Here is a 24,925-nt window from a genome sequence, read left to right as displayed (position 1 = left end):
GCTTTTCATTATAAGTCATGTGGGACTTTTTTCATACCGCTAAAAAGCCCTATAATATCTGAATGAGATTTACCCACTACAGATATTATAGAGCCGAGATTGTTTGAAGAAGATGCTGACTTGATGGCTTTGTTTGAGATTGTAGCAGGGCTAGGTTTATCAGATTGTTGGATAGCAGCAGGGACCCTTCGCAATTATATTTGGAATGTTTTGTCAGCTCGCTCAGGGTTGGATGATGCTAGTGATATAGATGTTGTTTTTTATGACCCTGAGCTTCCTGATGAGGAAAGAAAAGCCTTGGAAAGTGCCCTGAACCAAACTTACCCCAACTATCAGTGGGAACTTAAAAATCAGGTAAACATGCACTATCACAGTCCTCATACCAAGCCTTATCAATCAAGTAGAGATGCTATCAGCAAATATCCGGAAACCTGCACAGCCATTGCGGGACGGTTGGATGAAAGAGGTTCCCTTGAACTCTTTTTACCTTATGGGGTAGAGGATATTGTCAGTTTTACGGTTAAACCAACGCCGCATTTTGCTACTGATGCAGAGCGTATGGCTGTCTATCGCAGTCGTCTAGCTAAGAAATCTTGGGCAAGTAAGTGGCAAAGACTTAAGATTATCTTATAGATAGAGTGCAGTGTCCTTTACTCTCTTTTTATTTTTAAGCATTTATTCTAAAATTGGTTATAATAGAAGTATGTTTAATGAATTGTTTGATTTACCAGAACTTAAGCCTTTTATAGTGAGAAAGTCCTTTAAAGCCAAGGATATTTTGTTGGCACAGGGAGAGATATCGCATCAGATGATTTTAATTGATAGTGGTTGCTTGCGTCTTTTTCATTTGACTGAGGATGGGCGAGAGGTGACGACCCAGTTTTTCTTTGAAGGCGATCAAGTATCGGTCTTTGAATCCTTTTATGAGCAATTGCCGTCTGATTATAATTTGCAGGCTTTGGAAGATTGTCAGTTACGTTTTCTAGATCGTGTGTATTTTATGGCATTTTTAAAGGAAAATCCAGATGCAAATGACCAATTGACAGAGTTACTTTATATGAAGATGAAGACTTACAGTCGTCTCTTCCTGTCACGTATCCAAAATAAGCCTGAGCAACGCTACCAAGAATTAATCGAAGAGTATGCGGAATTATTACACCGTATCCCCGACCAGTACCTTGCCTCTTATCTCGGAATGACACCTGTCTCATTTTCTCGTATAAAAAAACGCCTGACTTAACAATTGTTAAGGTACAGGCTATTTTTTTAGCCTATACTCTTAAGAGTCAGCAATCAAGAGTCATTCTACTTAGTTGATTTGATTGCTTTATTTTAGAAAAGTAGAGGTAAAACTTATGAAAACAACTATTGTTTATAACCATCCTTACAATAAATCTTATAACCATGCTATCTTGGAAGCAGTAGAGAAAATCGCGCTAGAAAAAGGTGAGGTAAAGGTTATTGACCTTGACGCTGAAAACTTTAATCCCGTGATGACTAGTCAAGACTTACTTGGCTTTGTGAAGCACGAGCACATGGATCTCCAAGCGAAAGCTTATGGGAAAGAGATTGCAACATCAGATCATCTGGTATTGATTTTTCCTATCTGGTGGGAGTTGATGCCCGCTATGATGAAAGGTTTCATTGATAAGGTTGTCTTTCCAGGTTCTTTTTACGACTATGCAGATAATGGTTTGAGCATGGTTGCCAAGCATAAGCAACTCAAAACCGTCACCATTATCACAACCATGAATACACCTAAACTACTGTATAAGCTAGTATATGGCAATGCCATTCAGCGTGCTCTTGTCCGTGGTACTTTCAAAAAAGCAGGCTATAAAAACATCAAATGGCTCAGCTTAAATATGGTTAAAATGGTCAGTCAGGAGAAACGCCAAAATTGGTTCAAAAAGATTGCTGGGAAGGTGAAGAAGCGACTGGTTTAAAGGGGATTAAACTTCATCCTTCTGTTATTGTAAACTATCTTGATAAGATTATAGGAATAAGGTTCTAGGAAAGTGTTTCTAGAATCTTATTTTATTGTTGACAAATGTAGACGATAGTTCTATAATATATTTACAAATGTAAACGAAAGGGGCTTGAGCATGACAATTTCAAATGCAGAATGGGAAATTATGCGGGTAATCTGGACCAAGGAAGAAACTACTAGCTCAGACATTATAGAGGTCTTGAGTCACAAGACAGACTGGACAGCATCGACGGTTAAGACTCTTCTTAAACGCTTGGTGGATAAGGGCTACTTAGTTGTTAAGAAAAACGGTCGCCAATTTTTATATTCGCCTGCCTTTAGTGAGGAAGAGAGTATCAATAAACAAGTGGATGACCTCTTTGGTAAATTTTGCCAGCGCAAGCATGCGACTATTTTAGAGCATCTGTTATCAGAAACCCTTATGACAGCTTCAGATGTCAAACAGCTACAAGCTCTGCTATTGTCCAAAGAAACCTTGGAACAAGTACCTTGTGACTGTATTCCAGGACAGTGCCGTTGTCAAGAACATGTGGAGGAAACGAGATGAAAGAAGAAACTTTTGTAATTGAGGGCATGACCTGTGCTTCCTGTGCCCTGACTGTGGAAAATGCAGTTAAAAAACTGGATAATGTCGAAGGAGCTGTGGTTAATCTTACAACAGAAAAGTTGACAGTTGACTATGATCCAGACAAGGTTTCAGAAGCAGAGATAGAAAAAGCTGTCGCTGATGCTGGTTACGGTGCGAGTGTCTTTGATCCGGCTACTGCCAAGTCTCAGGCAGAGCGTCAAGACCAAGCGACCCAAACCATGTGGCAGAAGTTTCTATGGTCGGCTCTCTTTGCAGTTCCCTTACTTTATCTGTCTATGGGCTCCATGATGGGGATGTGGGTGCCAAGTATTCTGAACATGTCTCTACATCCTATGATCTATGCTGTGGTACAGCTATGCTTGACCTTGCCAGTTATGTATTTTGGTCGTCGCTATTATGTCAATGGTTTTCGTGCTCTCTTCAAGGGACACCCCAATATGGATTCTCTAGTTGGGGTTGCGACTACGGCTGCCTTTGTTTATAGCCTTTATGGCATGTACCATATTTCTCTTGGACATGCTCACCACGCGCATGAACTCTATTTTGAGTCTGTCGGTGTTATTTTAGCCTTGATTACGCTGGGTAAATACTTTGAAACCTTATCGAAAGGTCGTACTTCAGATGCCATTCAAAAGCTTATGAAACTATCTGCCAAGGAAGCGACTGTTATCCGAGATGGTGTCGAACAATCAGTTCCTATTGAAGAGGTTCTCATTGGTGATTTGATTTTAGTTAAACCAGGTGAAAAGATTCCTGTTGATGGGACAGTTGTTTCAGGTCATTCAGCGATTGATGAGTCTATGTTGACAGGTGAATCTATCCCTGTGGAAAAGGCTGTTGATGAGAAGGTTTACGGAGCGTCTATTAATGGTCAGGGGTCATTGACCTTGCGTGCTGAAAAAGTAGGTGACGAAACCCTCTTGGCTCAAATCATCAAGTTGGTGGAAGATGCTCAACAAACCAAAGCCCCTATTGCCAAGATTGCTGATAGGGTGTCAGGTGTCTTTGTTCCTGTTGTCATGACCATAGCCTTGCTGACTGGACTATTTTGGTACTTTATTATGGGTGAGAGCTTTGTCTTTGCTCTTCAGGTAGGTATTGCAGTATTGGTCATTGCTTGTCCTTGTGCGCTTGGTCTTGCAACACCGACAGCTATCATGGTAGGAACAGGTCGTGCCGCTGAAAATGGTATCCTCTTCAAACGTGGAGATACCCTCGAAAATGCTCATCATTTAGATACTATCGTATTTGATAAGACAGGTACCATCACCCAAGGCAAACCTCAAGTGGTTTCAATCTATGGCTATGGAGAGGATGACCAAAGCTTACTAGCACAGGTAGCGTCAATTGAAAAGCTATCTGAGCATCCACTTAGTCAGGCTATTGTTGAAAAGGCAAAGGCAGAGCAACTTGAGCTAGTAGAGGTTGCGAACTTTACATCCCTAACAGGATTTGGTTTACAGGCTGATGTAGCTGGTAAGACTCTTTATATCGGCAACCATAAGCTCATGGTGGAAAATCAGATTGATTTGGCTGTGGCACAAGAAGCGGTTGATCAAGCAACGGATATGGGTCAAACACCGATTTATGTGGCGCGTGATGGTCAGCTTGTAGGGCTTATCACCGTAGCTGACTTGGTCAAGGAAGATAGCAAACAAACAGTAGCACGATTACAAGCTATGGGTATTGATGTTGTTATGTTAACAGGGGACAATGCTAAGACAGCGCAAGCTATTGCTAAGCAAGTTGGGATTGAAAAAGTGGTCAGCGAAGTCTTACCTGATCAAAAATCACAAGCTATTCTGGATTTGCAGGCTCAGGGTCGAAATGTTGCCATGGTAGGTGACGGTATCAACGATGCCCCAGCCCTTGCGACAGCAGATATTGGTATTGCCGTTGGTTCAGGAACAGATATTGCTATTGAGTCAGCAGATATTATCCTCATGAAACCAGAGATTTCAGATGTCATTAAGACCTTGACAGTCAGCCGCTTGACGATTAAAATTATTAAAGAAAATCTCTTCTGGGCTTTCATTTACAATGTCCTTGCTATCCCAGTTGCAATGGGTGTTCTCTATCTTTTTGGTGGTCCCCTACTCAATCCTATGATTGCAGGATTGGCTATGGGCTTTAGCTCAGTATCTGTAGTTTTAAACGCTTTGCGTCTTAAATACATTACTCTTGGTTAATGACTGATAAAGGATTAACCAACCAATAAACAAAAAGGAGTTTCTCATGGAAAAAAGATATGAAGTTACTGGAATGAAATGTGACGGTTGCGTCAAAACTGTTACTGAAAAATTATCAGCGGTTAAAGGCGTCGAAAAAGTTGTCGTGGACTTAGCTAATAAGCAAGTCACTGTGACTGGAAAACCTTGGACCTTGTCGCTTAAACGCGCTCTTAAAGGCACTAAGTTTGCACTTGGTAAAGAGCTCTGATTGTAAAGGGGTACAAGACTTGTCTTGATGCCTTAAGCAAATAGTGCCGATTGGATTAAAAAAGAAAGGCCTAGGACAAAAGTCCTAGCCTTTTTTGGTCTAAAAGTGATAAACTAAAGGTAGTATAAGTCAAAAGGAGGATGTATGGAATCTGCAATTTGGGGAGTTTTGTCTATTATTGGAACGATTGCTTTTGCCATCTCAGGAGCCCTGGTAGCCATTGAGGAAGATTTTGATATTTTAGGTATCTTTACGCTAGGTTTCTTGACAGCCTTTGGTGGTGGGACGATCCGGAACCTATTGATAGGTTTACCCATGAAGGCACTCTGGAGTCAACAGTTGGAGTTTTACGTGACCTTGGTTGTTATTTTACTCCTTATTCTGTTTCCCAATCTCGTTTTTAAGCATTGGCAAAAAGCAGAGCTTTGGACAGATGCCCTTGGTTTAGCAGCTTTTTCGATTCAAGGTGCTCTACACGCAGAAAATCTAAACCAGCCCTTGAGCGCAGTGATTGTCGCTGCCATTCTCACTGGAGCAGGCGGTGGTGTGGTTAGAGATGTTTTGGCAGGGCGTAAACCCATCATCCTTAGAAGTGAGATTTATGCAGGCTGGGCCATCTTAGCTGCCCTTTTGATTTACTATAATATTGTCACGACAGATCTGGGCTACTTCGTCTTAGTTATTGGTATTACCTGTTTACGGATGTATGGGTATTGGAAAAATTGGCATTTACCAAAAGTGAGTTGGATAGAAAGAGAGAAACAAGATGATTAAACTGATTGCAATTGATATGGACGGCACCCTTTTGAATAGTCAAAAGGAGATCCCTCAAGAAAATATTGAGGCTATTCAAGCGGCGGCTGCAGCTGGTGTTAAGATTGTTCTTTGCACAGGTCGTCCAAAATCAGGTATTGTGCCTTATTTTAAGCAGTTAGGCTTGACTGGTGAAGAGTACATTATCATGAACAATGGGTGCAGTATCTATCGAACAGATAATTGGGACTTGATTCATTACGAGTCTCTAACAACTTCAGAAATTGCAGAGCTTCAAGAAGCCTGTGACGATTTTGAAGGGGTTAGTTTGACACTGACAGGAGAGCAGTCCTACTACGAAGTTGCTGATCAGGTTTCTGACCTGGTTGCCTATGATGCCAGTCTTGTGTTTGACCTTGCAAAGGCTAGAACGCTTGAAGAAGTCGCTCAAGAAGGTGAGATCATCTTCCAAGCCATGTATATGGGAGAAGCGGAGCGTTTGGATGCTTTTGAAGTTTCTTTTGGAGAAAGTTTGAGTCAGTACTATTCGACTGTTCGTAGTCAAACCTACATTTATGAAGCCATGCCAAAAGGTGCAACTAAGGCATCAGCTTTGAAAGAATTAGCACAGTATCTTGGCTTAGAGAAGTCTCAGATTATGGCCCTGGGAGATGCTGCCAATGACCTAGAAATGCTAGAGTATGTTGAACATAGCGTAGCGATGGGAAATGCTTCTGACGCTATTAAGCAAATCTGTCGTTATACCACCAGCGCAAATGATCAAGCCGGTGTTGCCAAAGCTATCTATGACTATGTGCTAAACTAAGTCAGAGTTATAAAATATGAAAAAACCAGAGGAACACACGTCAGTGAGTCTCTGATTTTTTAGTTTATTATGATTGTCCTTAGTGGATTTTTAAGGTAGTAATGGTAGATTGATCTTAGCCATTTCTTCTTCAGGGATAACCATCCCTTCTTGGATCCATTTGATCAAAACAGCGAGGACAGCAGTAGTCCAAAAAGAATTACTGTAGTCAGCTAGTTTTTGGGTCTTACTTTGATATTTAGTGATAATTTCTTGAACAATATCCGTTAACCACTTGTCCAAGTGGTGGCTGCTTGCTAATCGGATGAGTTGGGCTTCTTTTTTACTTTCTTTGAACAGAAAAAGCCAGGCTTGATAGCGATCTTCTCTTAAGTTAAAGCGATACAATTGCTTGATAATACGACGGACAACCCGCTGAAAACGTCTCTTTAAAATGGCCTCTTTCGAGGTGAAATTACGGTAGAAGGCATTGCGAGAGACACCTGCTTTAGTCACCAGTTCAGAAATAGTCAGCTGATGAAGTGACTTCTTTTCTAAGAGTTGAAGCAAGGCTGTCTCCAACGATTCGATGGTAAGTCTTTGAGAAATACGGTTTGATTTTCTGAGATTTTTGAGAGACGATGAGGTTACCCTATTATCAGCCATGACAACTCCTTTCTATTTGTGACAGCGGACAGTTTTTGAGCTTGATAATGAGCTCTTCATGTTATAATTGTAAGTGAAATTAGTTTGTAAGTCAAACTAATTTGAAGAAGTAAATTATATAGAAGAAAAGAGGACATGCGATGTCATGGAAAATTGTTGCCGATTCAGGCTGTGATTTCAAACAACTTACAGAGCTTGCCCCACAGACAAGTTTTGTACGTGTACCCTTAACACTTCAGATTGGAAATCGTATTTTTGTGGATGATGAAGGTCTGGATTCTAGCGAAATGATGGCTACTCTCTACAGTAGTTCATCAGCAGCCAGTTCATCTTGCCCAAGCCCAGATGCTTTTTTGAAAGCCTACGAAGGGGCTGAAAATATCTTTGTCGTAACCATTACAGGAACTCTCTCTGGAAGTTATAACGCGGCACGATTAGCGAAAGAAATGTTGCAAGAGAAGTATCCTCAGGTAAACATTCATGTAATTGATAGCTTATCAGCTGGTGGGGAGTGCGATTTACTAGTTGCAGAGCTCAATAGACTAATTGCTAAAGGGCTTTCTTTTGATGATATCATTGAAGCTATTACAACCTATCAAAAGCAGACTAAACTCCTTTTTGTGTTAGCCAAGGTAGATAATTTGGTTAAAAATGGACGCCTTAGCAAACTGGTAGGAAAGGTTGTCGGCTTACTTAATATTCGTATGGTAGGAGAGGCTAGTCAGACAGGTACTTTGGAGCTATTACAAAAAGCTAGAGGTCAAAAAAAGGCAGTACAGACTTCCTATGATGAGATGCGAAAAGCTGGCTACAAAGGAGGACGTGTCTCCATTGCTCATTGTCAAAACGACAAGATTTGCCAACAATTAACAGCATTAATTCACCATGATTTTCCAGAGGCTGAAGTGATGATTTTGCCAACCTCTGGTTTGTGTAGTTTTTATGCAGAAGAGGGCGGTATTTTGCTGGGTTATGAAATCTAGCTGTATTTTCCAAGTAAAAGAAAAAAGAACTGTCTGAGTCTGTGTACTGATCAAACAGTTCTTTTTTAATTGCTATGGTTTAGCCGTCCCTTGTAAATGGCCAAGCAGGTTGACAAGGTGATAAAGATATCCATAGCAACTGCTGGATAAGCCTTGATAGTGATATCATAAATCAACCAAAGCAGCATATTTTCAACGATCATCCAACGTAAGATTTGAATCTTATCCGTGACAAAGCTTGTGATTGTATAGGAAACAGAAGAGATAATCGGTAAGAAACCAATGACTCCCAACTGATTGAAGTAGCTTCCTAGAAGAATCTGGATAATGACTAGAAATAGCGTTATAACTTTGCTTTCTCTATTGACAATCATAAGGCTATTTCTGACGATGGAGACGCTGATAGTGATGGCGCCAGTATATCCTCCTAGCAGGAAGTTTGCCACTGCTGTAAAGAGGTAGTCTGCAATCTGCCAAGTCAACATCTTTTTCTTACTGTTGGAAAAAGATGAAATAGCTAAGCAAAAAGCTCCGATGGCTGAACAGGTGAGGGCTAAGGTCATTATTGAGCGACAGAGACGCTGGCAGTAGCTGTATCAGTATCTCCTTGGATAACTGTTGTAGCTACTGAATCTGTATTTAGAGCATCTAGACGTGCTTGTAAGCTTGCCTTCACACTTGAGTTACCAACGGCATCAATTGCTGCTTGAGCATTAGTGATGGTTGTTGTGTTTGGTGACGCTTCAGCAGCAGCCACAGAGGCGTTAGCTGAAGCTTGGTTAGTTAGCTCAAGCGAAACAGCATCAATACGTGCTTGAAGTCGAGCTTTGCTTGCTGCATCTGTCAATGCTGAAACCGCACCTTGTGCTAAAGTTAGGTTATCTTGTGTTTGGTTGTCTTCAAGAGATTTGACAGATTCTTCAGCAGTTGCAACAGAAGAAGCGGTGTTAGTAGTTGAAGGGCTTGTTTGCTGGCTTGTTACAGGAGCTTTCTGATGCCCAAAAACCATATAAGTAGCAGCTGATAAGCCGACAACGACGATTGTAAGAAAGAGAAAAATCATTTCACTTTTGGATGATTTCATGTCCTAGTATCCTTTTATTTTAAATTAATGGAAAATCCCCATTCTCTTTTATTATAAAATAAAATCGCTAATTTTCCAAGAAATTTAAGATTAGAATTTAGAAGTTTAAAAAAAGAGCTTGTCTCTTTGTCTATAATCCATTAGAATAGAAATATCGGTTTAAAACCGAATACTTTAAAATAATGAGGAAAAAATTGTGTCCGTAAATTGGCAAGAAATTGCATTTAGTTTTTTAGGGGGCTTGGGTCTCTTCCTATTCTCAATCAAATATATGGGAGATGGCTTACAACAAGCCGCTGGGGACAAGCTGCGTTATTACATTGACAAATACACCAGTAATCCCTTTTTAGGTGTCTTAATTGGTATTGTCATGACTGCTCTTATCCAGTCGAGTTCAGGTGTGACTGTTATCACAGTTGGTCTGGTGTCAGCGGGTCTATTGACCCTACGTCAGGCGATTGGTATTGTCATGGGAGCAAATATCGGAACGACTGTGACTTCCTTCTTGATTGGATTTAAGTTGGGAGATTATGCTCTTCCTATGATTTTCGTAGGAGCTGCTCTGCTCTTTTTCACTAGCAATAAGCGTGTGAATAACTGGGGACGTATTCTTTTTGGTGTTGGGGGAATTTTCTTTGCCCTTAACTTAATGGGGGATGCGGTAGAGCCTTTGAAATCAGTCGATGCCTTTCGTGATTACTTAGCGACTCTTGGAGATAAACCTATCATGGGTGTCTTGATTGGTGCTGGTTTGACCATGCTTATCCAGTCCTCGGCAGCGACCATCGGTATCTTGCAGAGCCTTTACTCTGGAGGTCTCTTGGAGCTTAAAGGAGCCCTTCCAATCCTGTTTGGAGATAATATCGGAACGACTATCACAGCGGTATTAGCAGCCTTGGGTTCAAATATTGCAGCGAAGCGTGTGGCTGGTGCCCACGTGATGTTCAATGTGATCGGTACAGTACTCTGTATGATTTTCTTGGTTCCATTTACCATGATGATCCAGTGGTTCAAAAATCAACTCGGTTTGACACCAGAGATGACCATTGCCTTTGCTCATGGAACCTTTAATATCACCAATACCATTATTCAATTTCCATTTATAGGTGCCTTGGCTTACCTTGTGACTAAGATTATTCCAGGTGAGGATGAAGCACCTGCTAAGTACGAACCTATCTACTTGGAGCGTCACTTGATCACACAAGCACCATCGATCGCTTTGGGAAATGCCAAACGTGAATTGGTTCATTTGGCATCTTATGCTATTCAGTCTTTAGAGGCTGCCTATGCCTTTACCAAAACGTCTGATGACAAATACGCTGAAAAAGTTCATAAGTATGAAGAAGCCGTTAATACCATTGACGAAGCTTTGACAACTTACTTGATTGATATTTCCAACGAATCGCTTAGTCAGAGTGAAAATGAAGTCTTGGCAAGTGTCTTGGATTCCTCTCGTGACATCGAACGTATCGGTGACCATTCGGAAAACTTGGTAACCTTGACCAACTATATCATTTCTAAAAAGGTTACTTTCTCTGAGGAAGCTCAAAAAGAATTGGCAGACATTTATGACAGAACTCACAGCTTGGTCTTGGACAGTGTCCGTGTCTTGGTTGATAATGACAAAGTCTTGGCTGGTTCAGTCATTGAACGTCATAAGGAAATTGAGCATCTGGAGCGTCAACTACGTAAAATTCACACCAAACGTTTGAACAAGGGTGACTGTACAGCTCAGGCTGGTATCAACTACGTTGACATTTTGTCTCACTACACACGTATCACAGACCATGCCCTTAACCTCGTTCAAAAAGTAACAGAAGATATTATTTAAAAAAAGCACCTCGAGGTGCTTTTTTAATCGGCTTGCAAATCATATGAGATAGCGTATAATGGATAAGAAAAAGGAGGTTGGTCAAATGTACTACATCAAAGCAGATGCTTTTTTCTATGCTGATGAGGTCAAGCCAGCAGGTTATTTGGCTATTGATAAGGGCTTGTTTGGTGACTGGTCTGAGTCTGTTCCGATAGATGCTGAGCTGTTAGATTACTCTGTCTATGTGATTGCTCCTGGTCTGGTGGATACGCATATTCATGGCTTCGCGGGTCAAGATGTCATGGATAATTCGGCAGAAGGGCTAAAAATCATGAGTAAGGAGCTCTTATCGACGGGGGTGACGTCTTTTTTACCAACGACCTTGACTTCTTCTTTTGAGGCATTAAAAGAGGTTTCGGCAACCATTGCCAGTGTCAAAGGACAGGAAGAAGGTGCTAAGATTCAAGGCATTTATTTCGAAGGACCTTACTTTACTGAAGAGTTCAAAGGAGCTCAAAACCCAGCCTATATGAAGAATCCTAGTCTTGAGGAGTTTGCTTCTTGGCAAAAAGCTGCGCAGGGCTTGATCAAGAAAATAGCCCTAGCTCCAGAGCGAGAGGGCGTAGCGGACTTTGTCTCACATATGACAAAAGAGGGCGTTGTGGTTGCCTTGGGACATTCCAATGCGACTTATGAAGAAGCCCAAAGAGCCGTCCAATCAGGAGCGTCAGTCTGGGTTCATGCCTACAATGGCATGCGTGGTTTGACTCATCGTGAGCCTGGTATGGTCGGAGCAGTTTATCATTTACCTAATACCTATGCCGAGTTGATTTGTGATGGGCATCATGTGTCGCCAGTTGCCTGCGACATTTTGCTTCAGCAAAAGGGCAGTGACTACGTGGCGCTGATCACTGACTGTATGGCAGCAGGCGGTCAGCCCGACGGTGACTATATGTTGGGGGAATTTCCTGTTGAGGTGGCCAACGGTACTGCTAGGCTTAAGGAGGGTGGTAATCTAGCGGGCTCTATCCTACAACTCAAAGATGCTGTCAAAAATGTCCTTGATTGGGGACTAGCAGATTTATCCCAAGCCGTCAAAATGGCATCCTATATCCCAGCTAAGTCGCTTGGGCTAGAAAACACCTGTGGGCAGATCAAGGCAGGTCTGCCAGCAGATTTTATCATCTTGGACAAGGAAGCTCATCTCCTAGCCACCTTTTTGAACGGTCAGAAAGTTTGGGAAAAGCATTAGACAACAAGCATTTTTTCTGCTATAATATGTGTCAAGAAAGAGGGTTATTCTGATAGCTACTTGAAGCGAGTTTGGGAGAGTGTGAGCCAGACAGTAGTGGGAATGATTGGAGCTTTCCAAACTGCAATAGACAGTTTTTGTCATTAAAGAAATGAAGTAATAAATTAGGGTGGAACCGCGTCTCTACGCCCCTATGTCAGCTGGCATGGGTGTAGAAGATGGGGTTCTTTTTGATATAAGGACTGTATATGATTTATGGTTCTTGTCTTTGCCAAAAGATTACTTATTAAGTTAAGGCTGAATCGTTAGCAGATGAGATTATCTTTTGGCACTGTTCTTTTTGCCCAAAGGCGAGTGCAACGGCATTTTCAACTAATGCTTACGTGCAAAAAGCTGATTTTCAAATCTTGACAGGAGAGACAGACCTACCAATCTATACCTTTTCGTCTGGAAAACACCGTTACTATTGTAGTCATTGTCATAGCCAGCTGTTTCATGTCAAAGAGGAGCAACCTGATGTTCTCATGTTTGAAGTTTGGAACAATCGATACGTGTTCACAAGATTTGTCTCAATTAAAGAGAAAGCATATCAATAATGACATGATTTACGACTGGCTTCGTTGATTAAAAAACTGATTTGATAAACTAAAAGGAGTTAGATATGTCAAAAAAACTTACTTTTCAGGAAATCATCCTGACCTTACAACAATTTTGGAATGAACAAGGTTGTTTGCTGATGCAAGCCTATGACAATGAAAAAGGTGCAGGAACGATGAGTCCTTACACCTTCCTTCGTGCCATTGGTCCTGAACCTTGGAATGCAGCTTATGTGGAACCATCACGTCGTCCAGCAGATGGTCGCTACGGTGAAAACCCTAACCGTCTCTACCAACACCACCAATTCCAAGTGGTGATGAAACCTTCTCCAAGCAATATTCAAGAGCTTTACCTTGAGTCTTTGGAAAAATTGGGAATTAACCCGTTAGAGCACGATATCCGTTTCGTTGAGGACAACTGGGAAAACCCATCAACAGGTTCAGCTGGTCTTGGTTGGGAAGTTTGGCTTGATGGTATGGAAATCACGCAGTTTACTTACTTCCAACAAGTTGGTGGTTTGGCTACTAGCCCTGTCACTTCTGAGGTGACTTACGGACTAGAACGTTTGGCATCTTATATCCAAGAAGTGGATTCTGTCTATGATATCGAGTGGGCACCAGGTGTTAAATACGGTGAGATTTTTGTTCAACCTGAGTATGAACATTCAAAATACAGTTTTGAGGTATCAGATCAAGACATGCTTCTTGAAAACTTTGATAAGTTTGAAAAAGAAGCAGGTCGTGCCTTGGAAGAGGGCTTGGTTCATCCAGCCTACGACTACGTTCTCAAGTGTTCACACACTTTCAACTTGCTTGATGCGCGTGGAGCTGTTTCCGTAACAGAGCGTGCAGGCTACATTGCTCGTATTCGTAACCTTGCCCGTGTTGTTGCTAAGACTTTCGTCGCAGAACGTAAAAAACTTGGTTACCCACTTCTTGATGAAGCAACGCGTGCAGAATTACTAAAGGAGGACGCTGAATAATGACAAAGAATTTATTAGTAGAACTTGGTTTGGAAGAACTTCCAGCCTACGTTGTCACACCTAGCGAAAAACAATTGGGTGACAAGATTGCTGCTTTTTTGACAGACAACCGTTTGGACTTTGAAGCTATCCAAACCTTCTCGACACCACGTCGTTTGGCGGTGCGTGTGACGGGTCTTGCTGACCAACAAACAGACTTGACAGAAGATTTCAAAGGTCCTTCTAAGAAAATCGCCTTGGATGCCGATGGGAATTTCTCAAAAGCGGCACAAGGATTTGTTCGTGGAAAAGGCTTGACGGTTGACGACATCGAATTCCGTGACATCAAAGGTGAAGAGTATGTCTATGTGACTAAGCACGAAGCTGGTCAACCTGCTCGCGAAGTCCTTGCAGGTATTCCAGAGGTGCTGGCTAGTATGACTTTCCCAGTCAGCATGCACTGGGCAGCTAACAGCTTTGAGTACATCCGTCCTGTTCACACCTTAACTGTCCTCCTCGATGATGAGGCTTTGGAAATGGACTTCTTGGATATTCAGTCAGGTCGTGTCAGCCGTGGACACCGTTTCCTTGGTCAAGCAACAGAAATTGCCAATGCAGACAGCTATGAGGCTGACTTGCGTGCTCAATCTGTCATTGCTGACGCTAAAGAGCGTGAGGCTTTGATTGTTGAGCAAATCAAGGCTATCGAAAAAGAGCAGGGCGTTCAAGTCGAGATTGACGCTGACCTTCTCAATGAAGTCCTCAACTTGGTGGAATACCCAACAGCCTTCATGGGTTCTTTTGACACCAAATACCTTGAGGTTCCAGAAGAAGTTTTGGTGACGTCGATGAAAAACCACCAACGTTACTTTGTTGTCCGCGACCTTGATGGCAATTTGAAACCAAACTTCATCTCCGTTCGTAATGGTAATGCGGAGCATATCGAAAACGTGGTCAAAGGGAATGAAAAAGTGCTCGTGGCTCGTCTTGAAGATGGTGAGTTCTTCTGGCGTGAAGACCAAAAACTAAAAATTTCTGACCTTGTGGCTAAATTGGCTAACGTGACCTTCCATGAAAAAATTGGGTCACTGGCTCAACACATGAACCGTGCCAAGGTCATCGCTGCCTACCTTGCTCAAAAAGCGGGTCTTTCAGCAGATGAAGCAGCAGCTCTTGACCGTGCCGCAGACATCTACAAATTTGACCTCTTGACAGGTATGGTTGGTGAGTTTGATGAACTTCAAGGGATCATGGGTGAAAAATATGCCCTTCTTGCAGGTGAAAAGACAGCCGTAGCAGCAGCTATCCGTGAACACTACCTACCAAACTCAGCAGAAGGTGAGCTTCCAGAGACGAAGGTCGGTGCAGCGCTTGCCCTCGCTGACAAGCTTGATACCCTCTTTTCATTCTTCTCCGTTGGGCTTATCCCATCAGGTTCAAACGACCCTTATGCCCTTCGTCGTGCCACTCAAGGTATCGTTCGTATCTTGGATGCATTCGGCTGGAACATTCCCATGGATGAGCTTGTGGACGACATCTATGCTCTTAACTTTGATAGCTTGACTTATGACAATAAGGCTGATGTGATTAGCTTTATCAAGGCGCGTGTGGACAAGATGATGGGCAAAACACCAAAAGACATCAAAGAAGCTGTCCTTGCTGGTTCAACCTTTGTTGTTCCAGACATGTTAGCAGCGGCTAGCGCTCTACTTGAAGCAAGCAAGACTGACAACTACAAATCAGCCGTTGAAAGCTTGTCACGTGTCTTTAACTTGGCAGAAAAAGCTGACTCTTCTGTCACTGTCGACAGCTCGCTCTTTGAAAATGAGCAGGAAAAAGCTCTTGCCAAAGCTGTTTCAGACCTTGTCTTGACAGGAACTGCTAGCGATAAAGTAGCGCAGTTATTTGCCCTAAGCCCAGTCATCAATGACTTCTTTGACAACACCATGGTCATGGCGGAAGATGAAGCTGTGAAAAACAACCGCTTGGCTCTTCTTGCTGACTTGACAGCTAAGGCAGACAAGCTCGCGAAATTCAATCTTTTGAATACTAAGTAAAAAATAAATTATGAAAAACATAAAATTTCTTATTCTTGCTTTGTCTGCTGCCCTGCTAGTTGCATGTACTTCTGCAACTAAACTTGAATGGTTAGAGGGAAATTGGTATAGTAGTGATTGGAATGTGACCTATACCATTGAGAAAAAGAATGAACACTGGCTTATCACAAGTAAAAATGAAGTAATTGCCAATCATGCTAAACAAACGACTAATTCAGATGGAAATGTTGTTTTGACAGCTGATGATGGTACGCAATTTGTTATTGAAAAGGTATCTAAGTCCAAAATCAATTTCCAACAAGTTGCAGCTGATGGTGTTGTAGGCACGACAGCTAGTGTATTATTTGAAAAAGTGGCTGATTGAAAGGAGAAAAATGACACCAGAAAAAATTGCTCGCATCAACGAGTTAGCTAAAAAGAAAAAAACGCAAGGATTGACTGCCGAAGAAAAAGTAGAACAGGCAAAATTGCGTGAAGAATACATCGAAGGTTACCGTCGTGCTGTTCGTCATCACGTTGAGGGAATCAAGATTGTTGATGAAGAAGGTAATGACGTGACCCCAGAGAAACTTCGTCAAGTTCAACGTGAAAAAGGACTTCATGGACGTTCACTCGATGATCCTGAGTCATAAGAAGTGACAGATAAAAAGGGAGGACACTTTTGTCTTATCCCTTTTTGCGTGAAGCAAGGAATTATGATCTTGGAACAGTTTTAGGTGTTAGTTTAAGATCGGAGAAAAGTTATATGTCGCATAAAAAAGAAGAAAAGCAAGAGACTTCTGAACATGGGATGGTGAGGGGACTTGAAAATCGCCACGTTCAGCTCATTGCTATTGCTGGAACAATCGGAACGGGCCTCTTTTTAGGAGCAGGACGTTCCATCAGTTTGACAGGACCATCCATTATTTTAGTTTATCTTATCACTGGAGTCTTCATGTTCTTTATGATGAGAGCCATTGGTGAGATGCTCTATATGGATCCTAATCAGCATACCTTTATTAATTTTATTACCAAATATCTAGGTAAGGGTTGGGGATTTTTCTCTGGTTGGTCTTACTGGATTTCATTGATTTTCCTTGGAATGGCTGAAATTACTGCCGTTTCAACCTATGTTCAGTACTGGTTCCCAGCTTGGCCAGCTTGGTTGATTCAGCTAGTGTTTCTGATCTTATTGAGCTCAGTCAATCTGATTGCTGTTAAAATCTTTGGAGAAGCTGAGTTTTGGTTTGGAATGATTAAAATTATCACCATTCTTGGTTTGATAGCAACAGGTGTCTTTATGGTTTTGACAAACTTTGAGACTTCTGCTGGTCATGCTAGTTTGGCTAATATCACAGACCACTTTGAGATGTTTCCTAATGGTTGGGTTAGCTTTGTGATGACCTTCCAGATGGTTTTCTTCGCCTATCAAGCGATTGAATTTGTCGGTATCACAACTTCTGAAACAGCTAATCCTCGTAAGGTTTTGCCAAAAGCGATTCAAGAAATCCCAGTGCGTATTGTTATTTTCTACGTTGGTGCCTTGTTAGCTATTATGGCTATCTTCCCTTGGCGTCAGCTACCTATCGATGAGTCACCGTTTGTTATGGTTTTCAAATTAGCCGGTATCAAATGGGCCGCAGCTTTTATCAACTTTGTTGTTTTAACAGCTGCAGCTTCTTCCTTGAATTCAACTCTATACTCAACAGGACGCCACCTCTACCAATTAGCTAAGGAAGCTCCGACACCATTGATGACTCGTCTAGAATTAGACAAGTTGTCACGCACAGGTGTACCGAGCCCAGCTATTATTATCTCAGCTATCGTAATTGCTATTTCAGCCTTGATCAATGTCATTCCAGGTGTTTCTGACGCCTTCTCGTTGATTACAGCGTCCTCGTCTGGGGTTTACATCGCCATTTACATTTTAACAATGATTGCCCACATGCGTTATCGTCAGTCATCAGAGTTCATGGCAGATGGCTATCTAATGCCTGCCTATAAAGTCTTGAACCCTCTGACAATCGCCTTCTTTATCTTTGTTTTTGTTTGCCTCTTCTTACAAGACTCAACAGTAATCGGAGCTATTGGAGCAAGTATTTGGATTGTTCTGTTTGGAATTTATAGCCAAATCAAATTTAAAGGAAAATAATCACAAAAACGTCAGTTGCAGAGAACCTGCTGCTGATGTTTTTTATTGAAGAAGTTATTTTTATTAAATTTACTAAGATATTTTTGTATTTAAAAGAGGTAGCTGCTGAACAGATTCGGACCATAAGGAAAAGTTATGGATAGCTATAAATTATACTTATTTTTGTAATAGAAAGAAACATGTTATGCTAGATGTTATGAAAATAAGGAGTAAAAAAATGAAAAGAAAGCATTTAATTGGACTAATTGTAGCTGTTCTTGTGATAGCAGGAGTTATTTTGGCTTTTAATAAGAAATCAGATTCGAAATCAACAGGAGATAAAAAGATTGAGATAGTTGCTGCTACGGCAGGAGTGTCAAACCCCTTCACTTATAAAGAAGGTAATAAGCTAACAGGTTATGATGTGGAGTTACTCAATGAGATATTTAAGGATTCTAAAGAGTACAAGCTAACTTGGGAAACTGTTGAATTTGCTGGTATTTTATCTGGACTTGATTCAGATCGTTATACAATAGGAGCTAATAATTTTAGTTCCAATGCTGAACGTAAAGAAAAGTATCTCTTATCAGACCCTGTGGTAAAAAATCCAAATGTTATCGTTGTACGTAAAGATTCTGGAATCAACTCTTTATCTGACTTAGTTGGGAAGAAAGCTGTTACCGAAGTTGGAAATAGTGGAGCAACTATCCTAGAACAATTCAATAAAGAAAGTGATAGTAAGAAAATCGATATTACTTATACTAAAGAAGATATTTCGTCGCAGTTGTTAGCAATTGAATCGGGAACATATGATGCGAGAATCGTTAGTAAAATTTCTGCGGAAACGTTGATTAAGGATAACGGTTTTAATGATTTGAAAATTGTTGAATTAAGTTCTGAAGAAACAAATAATCTGGACGTCAATAGTTATTATTTAATTGCAAAGACTGATACAGGTAAGGCAGTCCAATTATTTATTAACAAACGTTTAAAAACATTAAAAGAAAATGGTGAGTGGGAAAAACTCAGCGAAAAATTCTTTGGAGCTAACCAGTTACCAAGTAAAGACTAGGAGAATTGCGATATGGGGATAAAGATGATTGCAACTGGCGACTCATTGTTTTCTAGTCGTCGCTTGAAGCACCGATTGCCAGAAGATATCACCTCTCTTTTTCAAGAAGCGGACTTATCTTTTACAAACGCAGAGTTTACAACACCAACTAAATCAAGACCGGTAGCAGCTGGACGAGGTTATGTTACCAGTGTAAGGCCAGACACTTTGGGAGAATTCCAAAGTTTAGGGATTAACTACGTTTCGTTTGCCAACAACCACTCAGGTGATTTTGGGATTGAGGGGATTAGAGATACGCTTGAGGCTGCTAGGCAGTATGGACTGACCCCTTTAGGAATTGGTGAGAGTTTATTTGAAGCACGAAAACCTGTTTTTTATGATCATCCTGAAGGAAGGCTTGCTTTTATTACAATTGATGTTACACGATCAGAGGTTTTCATAGCAAGCGATGCTGGAAACGGTGTACCTGCACGTCCAGGTGTAAATGCTTTGCGTTTTGAAAGTCATTATCAGCTCCCAGAAGAGGCATTCAGACAATTAGCTGAAATTGATGAAAAGTTAGGGACAAGAGCAAGTATGATACATGGAAATGTGATAGAGACTTTTGATCCAGATAATACTAGTCACTTCAAGTTTGGATCTCTATTTGAGAAATATGTTCAGATTGAAAAAGGGCCGGACTATCGTGTCAAAACTATTGCTAATCCTAGTGATAAATCAGAGAATTTGAAACAAATTCAAGATGCTAAAAAAAGAGCAGATTATGTTATCGTTAGTATTCATACTCATGAAGGAAAAAATGAAGATTGGTATCATGATTATCCAGCCGATTTCGTAGAAGAATTTTCGAGAGAAGCAATAGACAGTGGTGCGGATGTTATTATAGGTCACGGTGCTCATATGACCCGAGGTGTAGAAATATATAAGGAAAAGCCGATTTTTTATAACCTAGGTAGTCTACTCATGGAATTTGAAGCAGGTGAATCTATTATTCCCCCTGAAATGTATGAAGCATATGGTTATTCTAGAGACGCTGTTCCATCGGATCTACATGGTAATCGTGTAAAAGACCAGTCTGGTAATTTTATTGGTTTCTATTCTGATCCAGTATTTTCACAGAATTTAATTGCTGAGATTGAGTTTACAGATAAGATTAACTTTAGATTATTGCCTATTGATCTACATTTAACACATGATCAAGTCACTAAGAGAGGTTTACCAACAATTTCTGATGATACAAATAAGCAGTATATTTTAGAACGCTTGAATAGTATTAGTTACCATGCGAGTTTTGAATTAAAAGATGGATGGATTAAACTAAAATAGTGGAAAGATAACTGGAGTTATTTAGCGAAAAGTCTGAGATACTCTCTCAGACTTTTTAACTTCACCATTTAACAAGATGGTTTAAAATTATGTTATAATAGTCACAATCGTTATGATAAGATGATTAAAGAGGTTTTGTCTATTTGAAAACGTCAAGGGACTTGCCTATTCTCACGGAGAAGATTCAGCACTATTAAAGGAGTATGTCATGTATAAGGACGATAGTTTGACCCTACATACTGATCTATATCAAATTAACATGATGCAGGTTTATTTTAACCAAGGCATCCACAATAAAAAGGCGGTTTTTGAGCTTTATTTTCGTCAGCTACCTTTTAAAAATGGCTACGCTGTTTTTGCGGGTTTGGAGCGCGTGATTGCTTATTTGGAGCAGTTGCGTTTTTCAGAGACAGACTTGGCTTATTTAAAAGAGCAGGGCTATCCAGAAGACTTTTTGGCTTATTTGGCTGATTTTAAATTGGAACTCAGCATTCGTTCAGCTAAGGAGGGAGACTTGGTCTTTGCCAATGAACCGATTGTGCAGGTAGAAGGTCCTCTTGCTCAATGTCAGTTGGTTGAAACAGCTCTGCTCAATATCATCAACTATCAAGTTTTGATTGCAACCAAGGCAGCTCGTATCAAGTCAGTGATTGAGGACGAGCCGCTTTTAGAATTTGGTAGCCGTCGTGCTCAAGAGATGGATGCTGCTATCTGGGGAACGCGTGCAGCTGTTATTGGCGGAGCTGATGCTACGTCAAATGTACGTGCTGGAAAACTCTTTGATATTCCTGTGTCAGGGACACACGCGCATGCTCTTGTTCAGACCTATGGCAATGACTATGAGGCCTTCAAGGCTTATGCAGCAACTCATAAGGACTGTGTTTTCTTAGTTGATACCTACGATACTCTTAAAATTGGTGTACCTGCAGCTATTCGTGTTGCCAAGGAATTGGGTGATCAGATCAATTTCCTCGGTGTTCGTTTGGACTCTGGCGACTTGGCTTACCTGTCTAAACAGGTTCGTAAGCAGCTGGATGCGGCTGGTTTTGAAGATGCTCGCATTTATGCCTCAAATGACCTTGATGAAAATACCATTCTCAACCTCAAGATGCAAAAGGCTAAGATTGATGTCTGGGGTGTCGGTACCAAGCTAATTACGGCCTACGACCAGCCAGCCCTAGGTGCCGTTTACAAGATTGTCTCTATCGAGGATGACAAGGGACAGATGAAGGACACCATCAAGTTGTCTAACAATGCGGAGAAGGTTTCGACTCCTGGTAAGAAGCAGGTCTGGCGTATTACTAGTAATGCTAAGGGCAAGTCAGAGGGGGATTACATCACTTTTGCAGATGTTGATGTCAATAGCCAAGCAGAACTTCATATGTTCCATCCTACCTATACTTACATCAGTAAGACCGTCAAGGATTTCAAGGCTGTGCCGCTCTTGGTGGATATTTACAAAGACGGTCAGCTCATCTATGAAAAGCCTACTCTAGCTCAAATTAAAGAATACGCTAAAGAACAACAGGATGCCCTTTGGAATGAATACAAGCGTGTGCTCAATCCACAAGATTACCCAGTTGACCTAGCCAAAGACGTCTGGGACAACAAGATGACCTTGATTGACCGCGTCCGTAAAGAAACATATAGCTCAGCTGAATAAGGAGAAGTTATGACGTTACAAAAAACGATTATCAAAGAATTGGGCGTTAAAGCGACCATTGATCCTAAAGAAGAAATTCGCAAATCTATTGACTTTCTCAAGGAGTACATGCTCAAGCATCCTTTCTTGAAAACTTATGTCTTAGGTATTTCAGGCGGTCAGGATTCAAGTTTAGCAGGTCGTCTCGCTCAGCTTGCTATGGAAGAACTTCGTTCGGAAACGGGTAAGCAAGACTATCGTTTCATCGCAGTGCGTTTACCATTTGGCATTCAAGCAGATGAAGACGATGCCCAGCGTGCCCTTGCCTTTATCCAGCCAGATGTCAGCCTCGCTGTTAACATCAAGGAAGCTGTTGATGGGCAAGTAGCGGAGCTAGCCAAGGCGGGTGTGACAGTTTCGGACTTTAACAAAGGTAATATCAAGGCTCGTCAACGCATGATTACTCAGTATGCCATTGCTGGGGAAAATAGCGGAGCAGTTATCGGAACGGACCACGCTGCTGAGAATTTGACAGGCTTTTTTACCAAGTTTGGTGACGGCGGAGCAGATATCCTACCTCTTTTCCGACTCAACAAACGCCAAGGGGCTGCCTTGTTGAAAGAGCTTGGTGCTGATCCAGCTCTCTACGAAAAAGTCCCAACCGCAGACCTCGAAGAAGACAAACCAGGCATTGCAGATGAAGTTGCTCTTGGTGTAACCTACACCGAAATCGACGACTACCTGGAAGGAAAAACCGTCTCAGAACAAGCCCAAACAACTATTGAAAATTGGTGGAAGAAAGGGCAACACAAACGCCACCTGCCGATTACAGTCTTTGATGACTTTTGGAAATAAAACAGTCCAGTGGACTGTTTTATCCTGAGCTTAGAAACCAGAAAGCGAAGTAAGTCCAGAGGACTGTTTTATCCTGAGCTTAGAAACCAGAAAGCGAAGCAAGTCCAGAGGACTGTTTTATCCTGAGCTTAGAAACCAGAAAGCGAAGCAAGTCCAGTGGCCTGTTTTATCCTGAGCTTAGAAACCAGAAAGCGAAGCAAGTCCAGTGGCCTGTTTTATCCTGAGCTTAGAAACCAGAAAGCGAAGTCAGTTTATCACTGTGTTTACATACTAGAAGACCTGTCTCTTGATTCGATCGAGAAACAGGTCTATTTTTGTTTGAATTAACTGAAAATTTCGTCAACTCTTGCAATCCTTTTCAGAAAGGTTATAATGGAGGTATAGCACATTTTGAAAGGAGATTTTATGTCTCAATTAACACTAGATTTTACTGAAAAACTATTCGCAGATTATGAAGCCAATGCTAAATACCGTGCGATTGAAAATGCAGTAACCCATAACGGGCTTTTGAAATCTTTGGAGACCCGTCAGTCGGCTATTGATAATGACTATGTCTTTTCGATTGATTTGACCAAAGATGCGGTTTCAAACCAGAAAGCATCAGGACGTTGCTGGATGTTTGCGGCACTTAATACCTTCCGCCATAAACTGATTTCAGAGTTTAAATTGGACAATTTTGAACTGTCACAAGCCCACACCTTCTTTTGGGACAAGTATGAAAAATCAAATTGGTTCTTGGAGCAAATCATTGCCACAGCAGACCAAGAAACAAGTAGCCGTAAGGTTAAATTTCTCCTTGATACGCCTCAACAAGACGGTGGTCAGTGGGACATGGTCGTTGCTCTCTTTGAAAAATACGGTGTTGTTCCTAAGTCTGTTTACCCTGAGTCAATCTCATCAAGTGCCAGCCGTGAACTCAACCAGTATTTGAATAAATTACTCCGCCAAGATGCTCAGATTTTGCGAGACTTGATAGCGACTGGTGCCGATGTGCAGACTGTTCAAGCTAAGAAAGAAGAGCTCTTGCAGGAAATTTTCAACTTCTTAGCGGTTAATCTAGGATTGCCACCACGTCAGTTTAACTTTGCCTATTGTGACAAGGATAATAACTATCAGACAGAAGAAAACATCACGCCACAAGCTTTCTTCGATAAGTACGTAGGGCTTAAACTGTCAGATTATGTTTCCGTTATCAATGCCCCAACCAAAGACAAACCTTACGGCAAATCTTACACGGTCGAGTTGCTTGGAAATGTCGTTGGTAGTCCAGCTGTCCGTTATATCAATCTTGATATGGATCGCTTCAAAGAGTTAGCTATTGCTCAGATGCAAGCAGGCGAGTCTGTTTGGTTCGGTTCTGATGTTGGTCAGTCTAGCGACCGTCAGACAGGTATTATGGCGACAAACACCTATGATTTCGATGCTGCTCTTGATATCCAGTTCACGCAGGACAAGGCTGGCCGTTTGGATTATAGCGAGAGCTTGATGACGCATGCCATGGTATTGACAGGTGTAGATTTGGATGAGAATGGCAAAGCTATCAAATGGAAAGTTGAGAATTCATGGGGAGATAAGGTTGGTCAGAAAGGTTACTTCGTTGCTTCTGACGCTTGGATGGATGAGTACACTTACCAGATTGTCGTCCGTAAAGAATTTTTGACAGCAGAAGAACTAGCAGCTTATGAAGCAGAGCCACAAGTTCTTGCTCCTTGGGATCCAATGGGAGCACTAGCTAAATAATATCGCTAGTAGACTAATCTTTTAGAGGCTAGCTAAATAATTAGTACTTTATCATATCTAAAAAACCACCTTTTCATTGAAAAGGTGGTTTTTATTGGCTCTATAATATCTGTAGTGGGTAAATCTCATTCAGATATTATAGGGCTTTTTAGCGGTATGAAAAAAGTCCCACATGACTTATAATGAAAAGC

General features: G+C 41.3%; 25 protein-coding genes. 22 read left to right on the top strand and 3 right to left on the bottom strand.

Annotation, left to right across the window (positions count from 1 at the left end):
* The first annotated feature begins 123 nt into the window (after positions 1 to 123).
* The 8 genes from JOC31_RS07905 (at position 124) to JOC31_RS07870 (ending at position 6,597) form a co-directional block, all read left to right on the top strand.
* A complete protein-coding gene (locus JOC31_RS07905) occupies positions 124 to 633 on the top strand; it encodes a nucleotidyltransferase family protein (protein WP_205017621.1) in 510 nt (169 codons plus the stop codon).
* A 70-nt stretch (positions 634 to 703) separates the two neighbouring features.
* Positions 704 to 1,240, top strand: coding sequence for a Crp/Fnr family transcriptional regulator (locus JOC31_RS07900; RefSeq protein WP_205017619.1), 537 nt, complete (start codon positions 704 to 706; stop codon positions 1,238 to 1,240).
* A gap of 115 nt (positions 1,241 to 1,355) precedes the next feature.
* A complete protein-coding gene (locus JOC31_RS07895; RefSeq protein WP_205017618.1) occupies positions 1,356 to 1,946 on the top strand; it encodes an NAD(P)H-dependent oxidoreductase in 591 nt (196 codons plus the stop codon).
* A 159-nt stretch (positions 1,947 to 2,105) separates the two neighbouring features.
* Entirely contained in the window at positions 2,106 to 2,537 is a 432-nt protein-coding gene (locus JOC31_RS07890) for a CopY/TcrY family copper transport repressor (RefSeq protein WP_205017617.1), read from the top strand.
* Complete coding sequence (locus tag JOC31_RS07885) at positions 2,534 to 4,768, top strand: heavy metal translocating P-type ATPase (RefSeq protein WP_205017616.1); 2,235 nt, start codon at positions 2,534 to 2,536, stop codon at positions 4,766 to 4,768. Before JOC31_RS07890 ends, JOC31_RS07885 begins: the two co-directional genes overlap by 4 nt.
* Positions 4,769 to 4,814: 46 nt before the next feature.
* Positions 4,815 to 5,018: a heavy-metal-associated domain-containing protein gene (locus tag JOC31_RS07880; RefSeq protein WP_205017615.1), complete on the top strand. Its 204-nt coding sequence runs from the start codon at positions 4,815 to 4,817 to the stop codon at positions 5,016 to 5,018.
* A 144-nt stretch (positions 5,019 to 5,162) separates the two neighbouring features.
* Positions 5,163 to 5,792 carry a trimeric intracellular cation channel family protein gene (locus JOC31_RS07875; protein WP_205017614.1) on the top strand — a complete coding sequence of 210 codons (630 nt, stop codon included), beginning with the start codon at positions 5,163 to 5,165 and terminating at the stop codon, positions 5,790 to 5,792.
* Positions 5,785 to 6,597, top strand: coding sequence for a Cof-type HAD-IIB family hydrolase (locus JOC31_RS07870; protein ID WP_205017613.1), 813 nt, complete (start codon positions 5,785 to 5,787; stop codon positions 6,595 to 6,597). Before JOC31_RS07875 ends, JOC31_RS07870 begins: the two co-directional genes overlap by 8 nt.
* Positions 6,598 to 6,687: 90 nt before the next feature.
* Here JOC31_RS07870 and JOC31_RS07865 read toward each other — a convergent pair whose 3' ends face one another.
* On the bottom strand, positions 6,688 to 7,242 hold the full coding sequence (locus JOC31_RS07865) for a TetR/AcrR family transcriptional regulator (RefSeq protein ID WP_205017612.1): 555 nt from the start codon (positions 7,240 to 7,242) through the stop codon (positions 6,688 to 6,690).
* A 140-nt stretch (positions 7,243 to 7,382) separates the two neighbouring features.
* Between JOC31_RS07865 and JOC31_RS07860 the strand changes: the two genes are divergently transcribed.
* A complete protein-coding gene (locus JOC31_RS07860; RefSeq protein WP_205017611.1) occupies positions 7,383 to 8,225 on the top strand; it encodes a DegV family protein in 843 nt (280 codons plus the stop codon).
* Positions 8,226 to 8,290: 65 nt separating this feature from the next.
* Here the strand turns inward: JOC31_RS07860 and JOC31_RS07855 are convergent, their stop codons facing one another.
* Both JOC31_RS07855 and JOC31_RS07850 read right to left on the bottom strand, forming a co-directional pair.
* Positions 8,291 to 8,788 carry a YgjV family protein gene (locus tag JOC31_RS07855; protein ID WP_205017610.1) on the bottom strand — a complete coding sequence of 166 codons (498 nt, stop codon included), beginning with the start codon at positions 8,786 to 8,788 and terminating at the stop codon, positions 8,291 to 8,293.
* Positions 8,788 to 9,309: a hypothetical protein gene (locus JOC31_RS07850; RefSeq protein ID WP_205017609.1), complete on the bottom strand. Its 522-nt coding sequence runs from the start codon at positions 9,307 to 9,309 to the stop codon at positions 8,788 to 8,790. The genes JOC31_RS07855 and JOC31_RS07850 overlap by 1 nt, the downstream gene beginning before the upstream one ends.
* 196 nt (positions 9,310 to 9,505) lie before the next feature.
* Here JOC31_RS07850 and JOC31_RS07845 point away from each other — a divergent pair, with 196 nt between their 5' ends.
* From JOC31_RS07845 to pepC, 13 genes are all read left to right on the top strand, one after another.
* On the top strand, positions 9,506 to 11,140 hold the full coding sequence (locus JOC31_RS07845) for a Na/Pi symporter (protein WP_205017608.1): 1,635 nt from the start codon (positions 9,506 to 9,508) through the stop codon (positions 11,138 to 11,140).
* An 85-nt stretch (positions 11,141 to 11,225) separates the two neighbouring features.
* On the top strand, positions 11,226 to 12,374 hold the full coding sequence (gene nagA, locus JOC31_RS07840; RefSeq protein ID WP_205017620.1) for an N-acetylglucosamine-6-phosphate deacetylase: 1,149 nt from the start codon (positions 11,226 to 11,228) through the stop codon (positions 12,372 to 12,374).
* A 383-nt stretch (positions 12,375 to 12,757) separates the two neighbouring features.
* On the top strand, positions 12,758 to 12,970 hold the full coding sequence (locus JOC31_RS07835) for a GFA family protein (RefSeq protein ID WP_338058840.1): 213 nt from the start codon (positions 12,758 to 12,760) through the stop codon (positions 12,968 to 12,970).
* 65 nt (positions 12,971 to 13,035) lie between these two features.
* The gene (glyQ, locus tag JOC31_RS07830) at positions 13,036 to 13,953 is read left to right on the top strand and encodes a glycine--tRNA ligase subunit alpha (RefSeq protein WP_205017607.1); all 918 of its coding nucleotides are present in this window, start codon (positions 13,036 to 13,038) and stop codon (positions 13,951 to 13,953) included.
* Positions 13,953 to 15,989 carry a glycine--tRNA ligase subunit beta gene (glyS, locus tag JOC31_RS07825; RefSeq protein WP_205017606.1) on the top strand — a complete coding sequence of 679 codons (2,037 nt, stop codon included), beginning with the start codon at positions 13,953 to 13,955 and terminating at the stop codon, positions 15,987 to 15,989. Before glyQ ends, glyS begins: the two co-directional genes overlap by 1 nt.
* A gap of 10 nt (positions 15,990 to 15,999) precedes the next feature.
* Positions 16,000 to 16,353 (top strand): hypothetical protein, encoded by a 354-nt coding sequence (locus tag JOC31_RS07820; RefSeq protein WP_205017605.1) that lies wholly within the window; start codon positions 16,000 to 16,002, stop codon positions 16,351 to 16,353.
* 10 nt (positions 16,354 to 16,363) lie between these two features.
* Positions 16,364 to 16,621, top strand: coding sequence for a DUF896 family protein (locus tag JOC31_RS07815; protein ID WP_205017604.1), 258 nt, complete (start codon positions 16,364 to 16,366; stop codon positions 16,619 to 16,621).
* Between the two features lie 113 nt (positions 16,622 to 16,734).
* A complete protein-coding gene (locus tag JOC31_RS07810; protein ID WP_205017603.1) occupies positions 16,735 to 18,120 on the top strand; it encodes an amino acid permease in 1,386 nt (461 codons plus the stop codon).
* 217 nt (positions 18,121 to 18,337) lie between these two features.
* Complete coding sequence (locus tag JOC31_RS07805; protein ID WP_205017602.1) at positions 18,338 to 19,171, top strand: transporter substrate-binding domain-containing protein; 834 nt, start codon at positions 18,338 to 18,340, stop codon at positions 19,169 to 19,171.
* Between the two features lie 24 nt (positions 19,172 to 19,195).
* On the top strand, positions 19,196 to 20,497 hold the full coding sequence (locus JOC31_RS07800) for a CapA family protein (RefSeq protein WP_205017601.1): 1,302 nt from the start codon (positions 19,196 to 19,198) through the stop codon (positions 20,495 to 20,497).
* Between the two features lie 208 nt (positions 20,498 to 20,705).
* A complete protein-coding gene (locus JOC31_RS07795; protein ID WP_205017600.1) occupies positions 20,706 to 22,160 on the top strand; it encodes a nicotinate phosphoribosyltransferase in 1,455 nt (484 codons plus the stop codon).
* A 9-nt stretch (positions 22,161 to 22,169) separates the two neighbouring features.
* Positions 22,170 to 22,994 (top strand): ammonia-dependent NAD(+) synthetase, encoded by an 825-nt coding sequence (nadE, locus tag JOC31_RS07790; RefSeq protein WP_205017599.1) that lies wholly within the window; start codon positions 22,170 to 22,172, stop codon positions 22,992 to 22,994.
* 405 nt (positions 22,995 to 23,399) lie between these two features.
* On the top strand, positions 23,400 to 24,734 hold the full coding sequence (gene pepC, locus JOC31_RS07785; RefSeq protein ID WP_205017598.1) for an aminopeptidase C: 1,335 nt from the start codon (positions 23,400 to 23,402) through the stop codon (positions 24,732 to 24,734).
* Positions 24,735 to 24,925 lie beyond the last annotated feature (191 nt).

Source organism: Streptococcus saliviloxodontae, assembly GCF_016908655.1.
In the GTDB taxonomy this organism is placed as follows: Bacteria; Bacillota; Bacilli; order Lactobacillales; family Streptococcaceae; genus Streptococcus; species Streptococcus saliviloxodontae.
Note: the sequence above shows the minus strand (reverse complement) of the source record. Positions and strands in the feature narration are given on the sequence as shown.